This window comes from Citrobacter sp. RHBSTW-00570 (assembly GCF_013739755.1).
Taxonomy (GTDB): Bacteria; Pseudomonadota; Gammaproteobacteria; order Enterobacterales; family Enterobacteriaceae; genus Citrobacter; species Citrobacter braakii.
Genome location: NZ_CP056399.1, coordinates 85,178 through 99,843, shown reverse-complemented (window position 1 = coordinate 99,843; position 14,666 = coordinate 85,178). Strand labels below are relative to the sequence as shown.

At 53.5% G+C, this 14,666-nt stretch carries 14 protein-coding genes; 10 read left to right on the top strand and 4 right to left on the bottom strand.

Features of this window, described 5'->3' with window-relative positions:
• Positions 1-243: 243 nt before the first annotated feature.
• On the bottom strand, positions 244-909 hold the full coding sequence (radC, locus tag HV237_RS00475) for a DNA repair protein RadC (protein ID WP_016154986.1): 666 nt from the start codon (positions 907-909) through the stop codon (positions 244-246).
• 172 nt (positions 910-1,081) lie between these two features.
• Here radC and coaBC point away from each other — a divergent pair, with 172 nt between their 5' ends.
• The 3 genes from coaBC (at position 1,082) to slmA (ending at position 3,451) form a co-directional block, all read left to right on the top strand.
• A complete protein-coding gene (gene coaBC / locus HV237_RS00470; RefSeq protein ID WP_094168838.1) occupies positions 1,082-2,302 on the top strand; it encodes a bifunctional phosphopantothenoylcysteine decarboxylase/phosphopantothenate--cysteine ligase CoaBC in 1,221 nt (406 codons plus the stop codon).
• Positions 2,280-2,738, top strand: coding sequence for a dUTP diphosphatase (gene dut, locus HV237_RS00465; RefSeq protein ID WP_016154988.1), 459 nt, complete (start codon positions 2,280-2,282; stop codon positions 2,736-2,738). Before coaBC ends, dut begins: the two co-directional genes overlap by 23 nt.
• Positions 2,739-2,854: 116 nt before the next feature.
• Positions 2,855-3,451 carry a nucleoid occlusion factor SlmA gene (slmA, locus tag HV237_RS00460; RefSeq protein ID WP_016154989.1) on the top strand — a complete coding sequence of 199 codons (597 nt, stop codon included), beginning with the start codon at positions 2,855-2,857 and terminating at the stop codon, positions 3,449-3,451.
• A gap of 87 nt (positions 3,452-3,538) precedes the next feature.
• Here the strand turns inward: slmA and pyrE are convergent, their stop codons facing one another.
• Positions 3,539-4,180 carry an orotate phosphoribosyltransferase gene (gene pyrE / locus HV237_RS00455; protein ID WP_016157763.1) on the bottom strand — a complete coding sequence of 214 codons (642 nt, stop codon included), beginning with the start codon at positions 4,178-4,180 and terminating at the stop codon, positions 3,539-3,541.
• 65 nt (positions 4,181-4,245) lie between these two features.
• Entirely contained in the window at positions 4,246-4,962 is a 717-nt protein-coding gene (rph, locus tag HV237_RS00450) for a ribonuclease PH (protein WP_016154991.1), read from the bottom strand.
• Between the two features lie 125 nt (positions 4,963-5,087).
• Here rph and HV237_RS00445 point away from each other — a divergent pair, with 125 nt between their 5' ends.
• Complete coding sequence (locus HV237_RS00445) at positions 5,088-5,951, top strand: YicC/YloC family endoribonuclease (RefSeq protein ID WP_019078038.1); 864 nt, start codon at positions 5,088-5,090, stop codon at positions 5,949-5,951.
• Between the two features lie 257 nt (positions 5,952-6,208).
• Positions 6,209-6,826 (top strand): trimeric intracellular cation channel family protein, encoded by a 618-nt coding sequence (locus tag HV237_RS00440; protein ID WP_003024049.1) that lies wholly within the window; start codon positions 6,209-6,211, stop codon positions 6,824-6,826.
• Here the strand turns inward: HV237_RS00440 and ligB are convergent.
• On the bottom strand, positions 6,823-8,502 hold the full coding sequence (ligB, locus tag HV237_RS00435; RefSeq protein ID WP_047358800.1) for an NAD-dependent DNA ligase LigB: 1,680 nt from the start codon (positions 8,500-8,502) through the stop codon (positions 6,823-6,825). The genes HV237_RS00440 and ligB overlap by 4 nt on opposite strands.
• 261 nt (positions 8,503-8,763) lie before the next feature.
• Here ligB and gmk point away from each other — a divergent pair, with 261 nt between their 5' ends.
• Genes gmk through recG form a run of 5 tightly spaced genes read left to right on the top strand, consistent with a single transcriptional unit; the run spans position 8,764 to position 14,637 of the window.
• Positions 8,764-9,387, top strand: coding sequence for a guanylate kinase (gene gmk / locus HV237_RS00430; protein WP_019078035.1), 624 nt, complete (start codon positions 8,764-8,766; stop codon positions 9,385-9,387).
• Between the two features lie 54 nt (positions 9,388-9,441).
• The gene (rpoZ, locus tag HV237_RS00425) at positions 9,442-9,717 is read left to right on the top strand and encodes a DNA-directed RNA polymerase subunit omega (RefSeq protein ID WP_000135058.1); all 276 of its coding nucleotides are present in this window, start codon (positions 9,442-9,444) and stop codon (positions 9,715-9,717) included.
• A gap of 18 nt (positions 9,718-9,735) precedes the next feature.
• Positions 9,736-11,850 carry a bifunctional GTP diphosphokinase/guanosine-3',5'-bis pyrophosphate 3'-pyrophosphohydrolase gene (gene spoT / locus HV237_RS00420; protein WP_047358799.1) on the top strand — a complete coding sequence of 705 codons (2,115 nt, stop codon included), beginning with the start codon at positions 9,736-9,738 and terminating at the stop codon, positions 11,848-11,850.
• A 10-nt stretch (positions 11,851-11,860) separates the two neighbouring features.
• A complete protein-coding gene (gene trmH, locus HV237_RS00415) occupies positions 11,861-12,550 on the top strand; it encodes a tRNA (guanosine(18)-2'-O)-methyltransferase TrmH (RefSeq protein WP_016155007.1) in 690 nt (229 codons plus the stop codon).
• A gap of 5 nt (positions 12,551-12,555) precedes the next feature.
• Positions 12,556-14,637, top strand: coding sequence for an ATP-dependent DNA helicase RecG (gene recG / locus HV237_RS00410; protein WP_047358798.1), 2,082 nt, complete (start codon positions 12,556-12,558; stop codon positions 14,635-14,637).
• The last annotated feature ends 29 nt before the right edge of the window (positions 14,638-14,666 follow it).

Here is a 14,666-nt window from a genome sequence, read left to right as displayed (position 1 = left end):
TCGTATGGGGTATTGGCGCCTCGTCAGGCTTCTCAGCCCGGTTATCGCAGTTCAATACACTAAATCTTTCATCGTTGCCTCGTCATTGGACGCAACAAGAATGATTTTGCGTATTTGCGAACTCTCGATTGCCAGGCCCAAATGCCAAACCCGAGATTCTCAAAGGTGGCGTAGTATACGCTGAGTCAGCGATGTGCTCAAGTCCCGAACAGACAAAGATCCCGATGGATCGCGTAAAGTGCGTTAAATCCAACCGCGTTCCGCAAAAGAAACGTACTCTCCGCGCCCAATGACCAGATGATCAAGCACCCGGATATCCATGAACTGACAGCATTTCACAACACGCTCGGTGATGAGTTTATCTGCTTTGCTCGGCTCTGCACACCCCGAAGGGTGATTATGTGCAAGGATCACCGCAGAAGCATTCATTTTTATCGCTTCGCGGACAATTTCTCGCGGATGCACTTCAACGTGGCTTAGCGTTCCGGAAAAAAGTTTACGGTGTTTAATCACGCGATGTTGAGAATCCATAAAGATCACATAGAAGATCTCGCGTTCCTCTTGCGAAAGCTGGCTTTGCAGAAATTCACGCGCCATTTCCGGGCTAAGTATCGCACGCTCCTCTATCACCTGTACGTTGTAGTAGCGCCTTGCCAGCTCCACTATTCCCTTCAACTGTGCGTACTTCGCGATACCGATACCCTGAACATAGCTGAAATCCATGTAATCAGCAGACAACAGGCCATACAGCGAATCAAAATGCTGAAGCATCTCTTTCGCCAGCGTAAGCACATCTTTACCCAGTATCCCGGTGCGTAGAAAAAGAGCGAGTAGCTCTACGTCGGTCAGCGAACTGGCCCCCTGCGCCAACAGCTTTTCCCGAGGCATTATACGTCCTGTATTTTCCATGCTTTTCCCCTCCTTTCGCGTCCGCATAGTGGCATAACGCCAGCGGCGAATCGACGCTCTGTTTTCACTTCTTCGTAGAGCCTCGCAAACTGGAGCGCGGGCAAAAGCACGACACATTGCGGATTGTGATAAAATATCCGCCTTCTGGTGAAACCCAACAGGAAAGATCATGATGAGCCTGGCCGGTAAAAAAATCGTACTTGGCGTCAGTGGCGGGATTGCTGCGTACAAAACCCCTGAGCTGGTGCGTCGTTTACGGGAACGCGGCGCAGACGTCCGCGTGGCGATGACCGAAGCAGCAAAAGCGTTTATTACTCCTCTGAGCTTACAGGCGGTTTCGGGCTATCCCGTATCCGACAGCCTGCTTGACCCCGCAGCCGAAGCCGCGATGGGCCACATTGAGCTGGGGAAATGGGCCGATTTGGTTATACTGGCCCCTGCGACGGCAGACCTGATTGCCCGCGTTGCCGCAGGTATGGCCAACGATCTGGTGTCTACGATCTGTCTGGCAACGCCAGCGCCTGTTGCCGTGCTGCCGGCTATGAACCAGCAGATGTACCGCGCCGCCGCTACCCAACACAATCTGGGCATTCTTGCCTCGCGCGGTTTGCTCATTTGGGGCCCTGACAGCGGTAGTCAGGCATGTGGTGATGTCGGTCCTGGACGTATGCTGGATCCGTTAACAATTGTGGATATGGCGGCAGAACATTTTTCACCTGTCAAAGATCTGCAACATCTCAACATCATGATTACAGCAGGCCCGACGCGTGAACCGCTTGATCCCGTGCGTTATATTTCCAACCACAGCTCCGGGAAAATGGGATTTGCTATCGCGGCCGCTGCCGCAAAACGCGGGGCAAATGTCACGCTGGTATCAGGTCCGGTTTCGTTACCCACACCGCCTTTTGTCCAGCGCATTGATGTGATGACCGCGCTGGAAATGGAAGCCGCCGTGCAATCTGCGGTGCAACAACAGCATATTTTTATCGGCTGCGCCGCAGTCGCTGATTATCGCGCTGAAACTGTCGCCAATGAAAAAATCAAAAAACAGGCAACGCAGGGTGATGAATTAACAGTAAAAATGGTCAAAAACCCGGACATCATCGCTGGTGTTGCCGCACTGGATGCTAACCGTCCTTTTGTCGTTGGGTTTGCCGCCGAAACAAATAATGTGGAAGAATATGCCCGGCAAAAACGCATCCGCAAAAACCTTGATGTGATCTGTGCGAACGACGTTTCGCTGTCCACTCAAGGATTTAACAGCGACAGCAACGCATTACACCTTTTTTGGCAGGATGGAGATAAAGTCTTACCGCTTGAGCGCAAAGAACTCCTGGGCCAATTATTACTCGACGAGATCGTGACCCGTTATGATGAAAAAAATCGACGTTAAGATTCTGGACCCGCGCGTAGGGCAACAATTTCCGCTCCCGACGTACGCCACTTCTGGTTCTGCCGGACTTGACCTGCGTGCCTGTCTTGATGACGCCGTAGAACTGGCGCCTGGCGCAACAACGCTGGTGCCAACCGGGTTAGCTATCCACATTGCCGATCCTTCTCTTGCGGCAGTGATGCTCCCGCGCTCCGGGCTGGGCCATAAGCACGGGATCGTACTGGGCAATCTGGTCGGTTTGATTGATTCCGACTACCAGGGCCAGCTGATGGTTTCAATCTGGAACCGTGGTCAGGACAACTTTACTATTGAACCGGGCGAACGTATCGCGCAGATGGTATTTGTACCGGTCGTCCAGGCTGAATTTAATTTGGTGGAAGAGTTTGAAGCCACCGATCGTGGCGAAGGTGGCTTCGGCCATTCCGGGCGCAAGTAACCCGCAGAAAAGTATCTCACAGCGTAATAACGCAATAACACACCGCAAACACCCGTTTGCGGTCGCTGTGTGGATGCCTGCCTGGCAAGAGCTTATTTTCAGGGGTATTTTGTAACATGGTAGAAAAGCAAACTGCGAAAAGGAATCGTCGCGAAGAAATACTTCAGTCTCTGGCACTGATGCTTGAGTCCAGCGATGGTAGCCAACGCATCACGACAGCTAAACTGGCGGCCTCTGTGGGCGTTTCCGAAGCGGCCTTGTATCGCCATTTTCCCAGCAAGACCCGCATGTTCGATAGCCTGATTGAGTTTATCGAAGATAGTCTGATTACCCGTATCAATCTGATTTTGAAAGATGAAAAAGACACTAACGCGCGATTGCGTCTGATCGTACTGCTGATTTTAGGGTTCGGTGAACGTAATCCTGGCCTGACGCGAATTCTGACCGGACACGCATTGATGTTCGAGCAAGACCGTCTGCAAGGCCGTATTAACCAGCTTTTTGAGCGAATTGAGGCGCAGTTACGCCAGGTTCTGCGAGAAAAAAGAATGCGTGAAGGTGAAGGCTACACCGTGGATGAAACGCTGCTGGCCAGCCAGCTACTGGCTTTCTGCGAAGGTATGCTGTCCCGGTTTGTACGTAGCGAATTTAAATACCGCCCAACGGATGATTTCGACATCCGCTGGCCGTTGGTTGCCGCTCAATTGCAGTAACACCGTTGTTGGATGGCGACCTCGCCTATTTTGCCTACGAACCCCGCGGTGCGTAGGCTGGATAAGCGCAGCGCCATCCGGCAGTTCTTATACGCCGTACGCTTCGCGATACGCCCGTACTGCGGCCAGGTGTTCTGCCATTTCTGGTTTTTCTTCCAGATACGCAATCAGATCTTTCAGGGTAATGATAGAAATCACCTTGCAGCCATAATCGCGTTCCACTTCCTGAATCGCTGAAATCTCGCCGCGACCGCGTTCCTGACGATCGAGAGAAATCAGTACCCCCGCCAGCGTAGCGCCGTTAGCCTGAATAATTTCCATCGACTCACGAATAGCCGTACCTGCAGTGATAACATCATCCACCAGCATTACACGCCCCTCAAGTGCGCTACCTACCAGATTACCGCCTTCACCGTGGGTCTTCGCCTCTTTACGGTTAAAGCAGTACGGCAAATCTTTATCGTGGTGTTCCGCCAGCGCAACAGCCGTGGTGGTCGCAATCGGGATACCTTTGTAGGCCGGACCAAACAGCAAATCGAACTCAATACCGGAATCCATCAGCGCTTCGGCATAAAAACGGCCTAACAGTGCCAGGCAGCGCCCGGTATTAAACAGCCCGGCGTTGAAGAAATAGGGGCTTTTACGCCCGGATTTCAGCGTAAACTCGCCAAACTTTAGTACCTGCTTGCTAAGCGCAAACTCAATAAACTGGCGCTGATACGGTTTCATGGATTCGCTCCTCATCTCACTTTATTACAGACAAAAAAAAGGCGACTCATCAGTCGCCTTTAAAATCAATTTTCTAACGCCGCCTTCTGCGTCGTTACAATGGATTCGATTCCCCCTCGGGCTAACGCCAGTAGGGTGAGAAGTTCTTCATGGCTGAACGGCTCGCCTTCTGCCGTACCCTGCACCTCTATAATGCGTCCGTCTTCAGTCATCACCACGTTCATGTCGGTTTCTGCGGCAGAGTCCTCAACGTATTCGAGGTCACAGAGCGCTTCACCGTTCACAATGCCCACGGAAACCGCGGCGACCATCCCTTTCATCGGGTTAGTTTTCAGTTTACCGCTCGCAACCAGCTTGTTCAGCGCATCAGCCAACGCCACACATGCGCCGGTAATTGATGCAGTGCGCGTACCGCCATCTGCCTGAATAACATCGCAGTCCAGCGTAATAGTGAATTCACCGAGCGTCTTCAGATCAACGGCGGCGCGCAGCGCACGAGCGATCAGACGCTGGATTTCCATGGTACGACCGCCCTGCTTACCTTTCGCCGCTTCACGGGCGTTACGGGTGTGCGTGGCGCGTGGCAGCATGCCATATTCTGCGGTGATCCAGCCCTGGCCCTGACCTTTCAGAAAACGCGGTACGCCTTCATCAATAGAAGCGGTACACAGCACTTTGGTATCACCAAATTCGACCAGCACGGAGCCTTCAGCGTGTTTTGTATAATTACGGGTCAGGGTGACGGGACGCACCTGGTTGGCACTACGACCTGCTGGACGCATGATAAAATCTCCGGCTTGAAACGAATGTGGCTGCGCATTATACGGACTTCCGACTGTTATTCCTATCCTGACAAGACGTGGATGGCTATAATCCTCCAATCTCATCTTTAAAAACAGGAACGTCTATGATCCGCAGCATGACCGCCTACGCCCGGCGTGAAATCAAGGGTGAATGGGGTAGCGCTACCTGGGAAATGCGCTCGGTAAACCAGCGTTATCTGGAAACTTATTTTCGCCTGCCGGAACAGTTCCGTAGTCTTGAACCCGTTGTTCGCGAACGTATTCGCACGCGTCTGACGCGCGGTAAAGTCGAGTGTACGCTGCGTTTTGAGCCTGATGCCAGCGCCCAGGGCGAGCTGATTCTAAATGAAAAGCTCGCTAAACAGCTCGTTAGCGCTGCTAACTGGGTCAAAATGCAGAGTGATGAAGGTGAAATTAACCCAGTTGATATCCTGCGCTGGCCAGGCGTAATGGCTGCCCAGGAGCAAGATCTGGACGCCATTGCCGCCGAGATCCTCGCCGCGCTTGACGGTACGCTGGATGACTTCATCGTCGCGCGTGAAACCGAAGGTCAGGCGCTGAAAGCGCTGATCGAGCAGCGTCTGGAAGGCGTCAGCACTGAAGTCGCTAAAGTGCGTGCACATATGCCGGAAATTCTGCAATGGCAGCGTGAGCGTCTGGTAGCCAAACTGGAAGACGCCCAGGTGCAACTGGAGAATAACCGCCTTGAGCAAGAACTGGTGCTGATGGCGCAGCGCATCGATGTAGCAGAAGAGTTAGATCGTCTGGAAGCCCACGTCAAAGAAACCTACAACATTCTGAAGAAAAAAGAGGCTGTTGGCCGTCGTCTGGACTTCATGATGCAGGAATTCAACCGTGAGTCGAACACTCTTGCATCCAAGTCTATCAATGCCGAGGTGACTAATTCCGCAATTGAACTGAAGGTATTGATCGAGCAAATGCGCGAGCAAATTCAGAATATCGAGTAAACTCCATTCCACGTAGCCCCCCCATAAACGGCGGGGCTACGTGTTTTTCCCAACACTTCGGTTGTGACCCATCCACTTCGAATTATATTTTCTCATCATTTATTGTCACCATTCATAAAGTAAAGCGCATGCCATAACGCATTTACAGCAAAATCACATTAGCTGTAGTTATTAAAATCGCTTCACCTTAGAAAATCTCAATCGTGACAATGCGCACAAATCGTTAACCTTAGCCCCAGCAAATCAGGGGGGAATACATGCTGTTACACGTTTTATATTTAATTGGTATTACTGCCGAAGCCATGACCGGTGCGCTTGCGGCTGGGCGTCGTCGTATGGATACATTTGGCGTCATTATCATTGCCACCGCGACGGCCATTGGCGGCGGCTCGGTACGCGACATCCTTCTCGGCCACTATCCGCTCGGCTGGGTAAAGCACCCTGAATACGTCATTATCGTGGCGACCGCTGCGGTACTCACCACCATTATTGCCCCCGTCATGCCCTATCTGCGTAAAATATTCCTCGTCCTGGATGCGCTGGGCCTGGTGGTCTTTTCTATTATTGGCGCCCAGGTGGCGCTGGATATGGGTCATGGACCGATTATTGCCGTGGTCGCGGCGGTCACTACCGGGGTCTTTGGTGGTGTATTACGTGACATGTTCTGCAAACGCATCCCATTAGTATTCCAGAAAGAACTGTATGCCGGCGTTTCATTTGCCGCTGCTGTGCTGTATATCGTGCTGCAACATTATGTCTCCAGCCACGATGTGGTGGTGATCTCTACCCTGCTCTTTGGCTTTACCGCCCGACTGCTGGCGCTACGCCTGAAGTTGGGGCTGCCGGTATTTTACTATCGCCATGAAGGCCATTAAGGCATAAAGCCCGTGATCCGCTGAGCAGCTAACCAGTTGTTCAGCGCTGTGATCTCTTTATCCTCCAGCCACTGAATAACCTGTCGTGCCCGTCGCTCCCCCATGAAAGGAAGTTGCCGCCAGCTTTGTTCACTGCGTTCCCGTAACTGCTGCCACGATCCATCCCGACTGCCATTCAACGTTGCCTGTGTTAACGGTATTCCCATGGCAATCACCCAGCGCGTAAATGGAAGATGGCGTGACAGATTGAACTGATGCCACAGCTTCCCCCCTTTGTTCACGCCAAATGTGGACTGTAGCTGCTCCTGCGTTAATCCAAGCCAGGAAAAGATATGTTCAAAGCGATACGTCTGATGTAGCTCCCGCCATCCCGCCTCGCCCATACCCTCCAGCCCTAACACATCTTTGGCCCCCAGCCAGACGAGCCTGGCAACAAACTGTTCCTGACACTCCGCTGTGGCATAAAAACAAGTTAGTGAATTGAAGCGCCCCTCAGGTGGTGCTGGCTTATTACGCTGGGTGCTGCGCCAGACCACCTCATCTATACGGGGAATCCCCTGTCCGGCCAGACTTATCAGAATCTGATCGCCAGGCGCAATATCCCATTCATTCCAGCGCCGTACTGAGCCAATATTGACGCGCTGCACCCGCTTATCATCCAGCATGACGGGGACCAGCAATGCAACCACCGCAATTTTTCCGCTTTTGCCAACGGAAAACTGAATACCTGTCACCTCAGATACCCTGGCCACGGGAGGATATTTCCACGCTGCCAGCCAGTCTCCCTGTCCGGGTAGCCAGTATTGCGCCCGCGGTTCTTTTCCCGTTCGCACCACCACACCATCCGTCACAAAAGGTAACGCTGAAGTCCACCACCTGGCGCGCGCCTGCTCGACGTCATCCACACTCTTCACGGCCTGAGTATATCGTTGCGTGAAACTGAACCCGGCAGCAGTGAGTTGCTCAAGTCTTTCCGACATGGCAACTGGACCATCAGGCCAGGCCCAGATAAAAATAGCCAGCGAGCGTAACATTTCCGGGTTGCTCTGGCGCATCATCATTCCAGCAACCTTTGAGCGGGCGTTCATTCCCCCTCTCTGCTGCTGAATATGCCCTTGTTGCTGCAAAAATATCTCCCCCTGCAACGTACTGTTAGAAAGCAGCCCGCTGGTAGTACGTGGAACGGAAGGGATCTGAAGAACCTTTTGCGTCCAGTCTTCGCCTTTCAGACCGTTACCACGGCTAATCGCCCGTATCAGATTGCCATTGCGATAAACCAGCGTGACCGCCACGCCATCCACCTTCGGCTGCACCCAGAGATCGCTACGAGCATGCATCCATTGTTGTAGCGCTTGCTTATCGGCAAGTTTTCGAACTCCCGTGTGGGGAACTGTGTGCGAGACGGTTCCACTTATTGGGGGCGCAGATAGATCTGATGGGGCTTCATCGCCAAAACAGCGCTGCCACTGGATGAGCTGCGCATTGAGCTGGTCATAAACGGCGTCGTCTACGACACTTTCCCCTTGTTTCCAGTAACTGTCATTCCACTGTGTTATCTGCTGCTGTAGTCGTGAAATTTCCTCTTGTGCCCTGGCAGGCGACCAGACGGGGCATACCGCCCATGAGGGTAGATACCACATTAGCAAAACCAGCCCTATGCATTTCCATAATCCCATGCTATCTCCGCTGAACAGTACGTTTCCCGGCAGATATAACGCGAATTGAAATGGAAACAGAGCGGCAAAAACTCATCCTGCGCGCAACGTTCCTGACATTTGCACGAATTGCTGCAAATCGCGGATAAAACAGGAAACTGGTACGCAAAACGCAATAAACATGCGCAAAAAGTGTGACAAGGGCTACGTCACATAGCGGCTACGTGTATAATAAGCCCGTATGTAGGCTCTCTTTCGACAATCACATACATTAAGATACTCATGGCTCAAGGCACGCTTTATATTGTTTCTGCCCCCAGTGGCGCGGGTAAATCCAGCCTGATTCAGGCTTTATTAAAGACCCAACCGTTGTATGACACCCAGGTTTCTGTTTCGCACACCACGCGCGCACCGCGCCCGGGGGAAGTGCACGGTGAACACTATTTTTTTGTGAACCATGACGAATTCAGAACCATGATTGGCAGAGACGCGTTCCTGGAACACGCTGAGGTTTTCGGTAATTACTACGGCACCTCGCGTGAGACCATTGAGCAAGTATTAGCATCCGGCGTAGACGTCTTTTTAGATATCGACTGGCAAGGTGCGCAGCAGATTCGTCAAAAAATGCCGCATGCGCGCAGTATTTTTATTTTGCCGCCATCTAAGATTGAGCTGGATCGCCGTCTTCGTGGCCGCGGTCAGGATAGCGAAGACGTGATCGCAAAACGTATGGCGCAAGCTGTTGCAGAAATGAGCCATTACGCCGAATATGATTATCTTATTGTGAATGATGATTTCGATACCGCCCTGGGCGATTTGAAAACTATCATTCGCGCCGAACGTCTGCGCATGAGCCGCCAAAAGCAGCGTCATGACGCTTTAATCAGCAAACTGTTGGCAGACTGAACCCACATTCAGTATCATGCCCAGTCATTTCTTCACCTGTGGAGCATTTTAAGTATGGCACGCGTAACTGTTCAGGACGCTGTAGAGAAAATTGGTAACCGTTTTGACCTGGTACTGGTCGCCGCGCGTCGCGCTCGTCAGATGCAGGTAGGCGGAAAGGATCCGCTCGTACCGGAAGAAAACGATAAAACTACCGTTATCGCGCTGCGCGAAATCGAAGAAGGTCTGATCAACAACCAGATCCTCGACGTGCGTGAACGCCAGGAACAGCAAGAGCAGGAAGCCGCTGAATTACAAGCCGTTACCGCTATTGCTGAAGGTCGTCGTTAATCACAAAGCGGGTCGCCCTTGTATCTGTTTGAAAGCCTGAATCAACTGATTCAAAACTACCTGCCGGAAGACCAGATTAAGCGTCTTCGGCAGGCGTATCTCGTTGCACGTGACGCTCACGAGGGCCAGACACGTTCAAGCGGTGAACCCTATATCACGCACCCGGTAGCGGTAGCCTGCATTCTGGCCGAGATGAAACTCGACTATGAAACGCTGATGGCTGCGCTGCTGCATGACGTGATTGAAGATACCCCTGCCACCTACCAGGACATGGAACAGCTTTTTGGTAAAAGCGTTGCTGAACTGGTAGAAGGGGTGTCGAAACTTGATAAGCTTAAGTTTCGCGATAAGAAAGAGGCGCAAGCCGAAAACTTTCGCAAGATGATTATGGCGATGGTGCAGGATATCCGCGTCATTCTCATCAAACTCGCTGACCGTACCCACAACATGCGCACGCTGGGCTCATTACGCCCGGACAAGCGTCGCCGCATCGCCCGTGAAACCCTCGAAATCTATAGTCCGCTGGCACACCGTTTAGGTATTCATCACATTAAAACCGAGCTGGAAGAGCTGGGTTTTGAAGCGCTGTACCCGAACCGCTATCGCGTGATTAAAGAAGTGGTTAAAGCCGCTCGTGGCAACCGCAAAGAGATGATCCAAAAAATCCTCTCGGAAATCGAAGGGCGTTTACAGGAGGCAGGCATTCCGTGTCGCGTAAGTGGCCGCGAGAAGCACCTGTACTCTATTTACTGCAAAATGGTGCTCAAAGAGCAGCGTTTTCACTCCATCATGGATATCTACGCTTTTCGCGTTATCGTTCATGATTCCGATACCTGTTATCGCGTACTCGGCCAGATGCACAGCCTGTACAAACCTCGTCCTGGTCGCGTGAAAGACTATATCGCCATTCCGAAAGCTAACGGATATCAGTCTTTGCACACCTCAATGATCGGCCCTCACGGCGTCCCGGTTGAAGTACAGATTCGTACCGAAGACATGGACCAGATGGCAGAGATGGGTGTAGCAGCGCACTGGGCTTACAAAGAGCACGGCGGCGAAAGCAGCACCACCGCACAAATCCGCGCTCAACGCTGGATGCAAAGCCTGCTGGAACTGCAGCAGAGCGCCGGTAGCTCGTTTGAATTTATTGAAAGCGTCAAATCTGATCTCTTCCCGGATGAGATTTATGTTTTCACACCGGAAGGGCGCATTGTCGAACTGCCTGCCGGTGCAACGCCTGTCGACTTCGCCTACGCCGTGCATACCGATATCGGTCACGCCTGCGTCGGCGCACGCGTCGACAGACAACCTTACCCACTTTCGCAGCCGCTCTTTAGCGGACAGACCGTTGAGATTATTACCGCTCCGGGCGCCCGTCCGAATGCAGCGTGGCTCAACTTCGTCGTCAGTTCGAAAGCGCGCGCCAAAATTCGCCAACTGCTGAAAAACCTCAAGCGCGATGATTCCGTCAGTCTGGGTCGTCGACTGCTCAACCATGCCTTAGGCGGTAGCCGTAAACTGGCTGAGATCCCGCCAGAGAGCATCCAGCGTGAGCTTGAGCGCATGAAGCTCGCCACGCTTGACGATCTGCTCGCGGAAATCGGTCTGGGTAACGCCATGAGCGTGGTGGTAGCGAAAAACCTCCAGCAGGGCGAAGCAATGGCAAACGTGCCAGCACAATCTGGTCACGGTCATCTGCCGATCAAAGGCGCAGATGGCGTGCTGATCACCTTCGCGAAATGCTGTCGTCCGATTCCTGGCGATCCAATCATTGCCCACGTCAGTCCGGGTAAAGGTCTGGTGATTCACCATGAATCCTGCCGTAACATTCGTGGCTATCAAAAAGAGCCAGAGAAGTTTATGGCGGTGGAATGGGATAAAGAGACAGAGCAGGAGTTCATCACCGAGATTAAGGTGGATATGTTTAACCACCAGGGTGCTCTGGCGAACCTGACGGCGGCAATCAACACGACCACCTCCAACATTCAAAGTCTGAATACGGAAGAGAAAGATGGCCGCGTCTATAGCGCCTTTATTCGCCTGACCGCTCGCGATCGCGTGCACCTGGCGAATATCATGCGCAAAATCCGCGTCATGCCGGACGTGATAAAAGTCACCCGTAACCGTAACTAGAACACGTTTTATGAATACTCAACGTTATGCACGTATTTGCGAGATGCTCGCACGTCGTCAGCCCGATCTGACCGTCTGCATGGAGCAGGTCCACAAACCTCATAACGTTTCTGCAATCATTCGTACTGCAGACGCGGTCGGCGTGCATGAAGTCCACGCCGTCTGGCCTGGTAGCCGTATGCGCACCATGGCCTCTTCTGCCGCAGGCAGCAACAGTTGGGTTCAGGTGAAGACTCACCGCACTATTGGCGATGCGGTCACACATTTAAAAAGCCAGGGTATGCAGGTTCTGGCAACACATCTGTCAGATAAAGCCGTGGATTTTCGCGAGATTGATTACACGCGCCCCACCTGCATCCTGATGGGCCAGGAGAAAACTGGCATCACTCAGGAAGCGTTGGATCTGGCGGATCAGGACATCATCATTCCCATGACTGGCATGGTGCAATCGCTGAACGTTTCGGTCGCCTCCGCGCTGATTCTGTACGAAGCACAGCGCCAGCGGCAAAACGCCGGCATGTACCGACGAGAAAACAGCATGCTGGCGCAAGATGAGCAGCAGCGTTTGCTGTTTGAAGGCGGTTATCCGGTGCTGGCGAATGTCGCTAAGCGCAAAGGTCTTCCCTACCCCCACGTAAACACGCAGGGCGAAATTGAAGCCGATGCAACGTGGTGGGCCACTATGCAATCTGCGAGATAAACGCGATGAAAGGCCGTTTACTGGATGCCATCCCACTCAATTCTCTGACCGGCGTTGGCGCAGCGCAAAGCAGTAAACTGGCGAAAATTGGCCTGCACACCGTGCAGGACCTTCTGCTCCACCTCCCTCTGCGTTACGAAGACCGCACGCACCTGTACCCGATTGGCGAACTGCTGCCGGGCGTTTACGCCACTGTAGAAGGCGAAGTGCTGAACTGCAATATCACCTTCGGCGGACGCCGGATGATGACCTGTCAGATCAGTGATGGCTCCGGCATTCTCACCATGCGCTTTTTCAACTTCAGCGCCGCAATGAAAAACAGTCTCGCCACCGGTCGCCGGGTGCTGGCCTATGGCGAAGCCAAACGCGGAAAATACGGCGCAGAAATGATCCACCCGGAGTATCGCGTGCAGGGCGATCTCAGCACGCCGGAATTGCAGGAAACGCTCACGCCGGTGTATCCAACCACCGAAGGCGTGAAGCAGGCCACGCTGCGCAAACTGACCGATCAAGCTCTGGACCTGCTCGATACCTGCGCCATTGCCGAACTGCTGCCGCCAGAGTTGTTGCAAGGTATGATGAGCCTGCCAGAAGCTCTGCGCACATTGCACCGTCCACCGCCGTCACTGCAGTTGAGCGATCTGGAAACCGGTCAGCATCCAGCACAGCGACGTCTGATTCTGGAAGAATTGCTGGCGCATAACCTCAGCATGCTGGCACTACGCGCCGGGGCGCAACGTTTCCACGCCCAGCCGCTGCTCGCAAACAACGCGCTGAAAGATAAGCTGCTGGCGGCTCTACCGTTTAAACCCACCGGCGCCCAGGCCCGCGTTACCGCTGAGATCGAACGCGATATGGCACTGGATGTCCCCATGATGCGTCTGGTACAGGGCGATGTCGGCTCCGGTAAAACGCTGGTTGCGGCGCTGGCCGCCCTACGTGCCATCGCACATGGTAAGCAAGTTGCGCTGATGGCCCCCACCGAACTGCTGGCTGAACAGCACGCCAATAACTTCCGCAACTGGTTCGCGCCACTGGGCATTGAAGTAGGCTGGCTGGCAGGTAAACAGAAAGGCAAAGCGCGCCAGGCACAGCAGGAAGCTATCGCCAGCGGTGAGGTGCAGATGATTGTCGGCACGCACGCAATTTTCCAGGAACAGGTGCAGTTCAACGGACTGGCACTGGTTATCATCGACGAACAGCACCGTTTTGGCGTACATCAGCGCCTGGCGCTGTGGGAGAAAGGCCAGCAGCAGGGTTTCCATCCACACCAGCTAATCATGACAGCCACCCCAATCCCGCGTACGCTGGCGATGACCGCCTATGCCGATCTCGACACGTCGGTCATTGACGAACTCCCTCCGGGGCGTACGCCGGTCACCACGGTGGCAATTCCGGATACCCGCCGCAGCGATATTATTGACCGCGTGCGCAACGCTTGTACCCATGAAGGGCGCCAGGCGTACTGGGTCTGTACGCTGATTGAGGAGTCTGATTTGTTAGAAGCTCAGGCCGCTGAAGCCACGTGGGAAGAGCTTAAACTGGTGCTGCCAGAGCTGAATATTGGCCTGGTACACGGCCGTATGAAGCCCGCAGAGAAGCAGTCGGTAATGGCGGCCTTTAAGCAGGGCGAATTGCAGCTGCTGGTTGCCACCACGGTGATTGAAGTGGGCGTAGACGTACCTAACGCCAGCCTGATGATTATTGAAAACCCGGAGCGCTTGGGCCTGGCGCAGTTGCACCAGCTACGTGGTCGCGTAGGTCGTGGCGCGGTGGCCTCCCACTGCGTCCTGCTCTACAAATCGCCGCTGTCAAAAACCGCGCAAAAACGCCTACAGGTTCTGCGCGACAGCAACGACGGATTCGTGATCGCGCAAAAAGATTTAGAGATCCGCGGGCCCGGCGAGCTGTTGGGTACGCGCCAGACCGGAACGGCAGAATTCAAAGTCGCAGATTTGCTGCGCGATCAGGCGATTATCCCGGAAGTTCAGCGCATTGCCCGTCATATTCACGAACGTTACCCGCAACAGGCTGTGGCGCTGATTGAACGCTGGATGCCGGAAACCGAGCGCTACTCCAACGCATAGTAGATTCATAGCGGCGGCGGATGTGACTC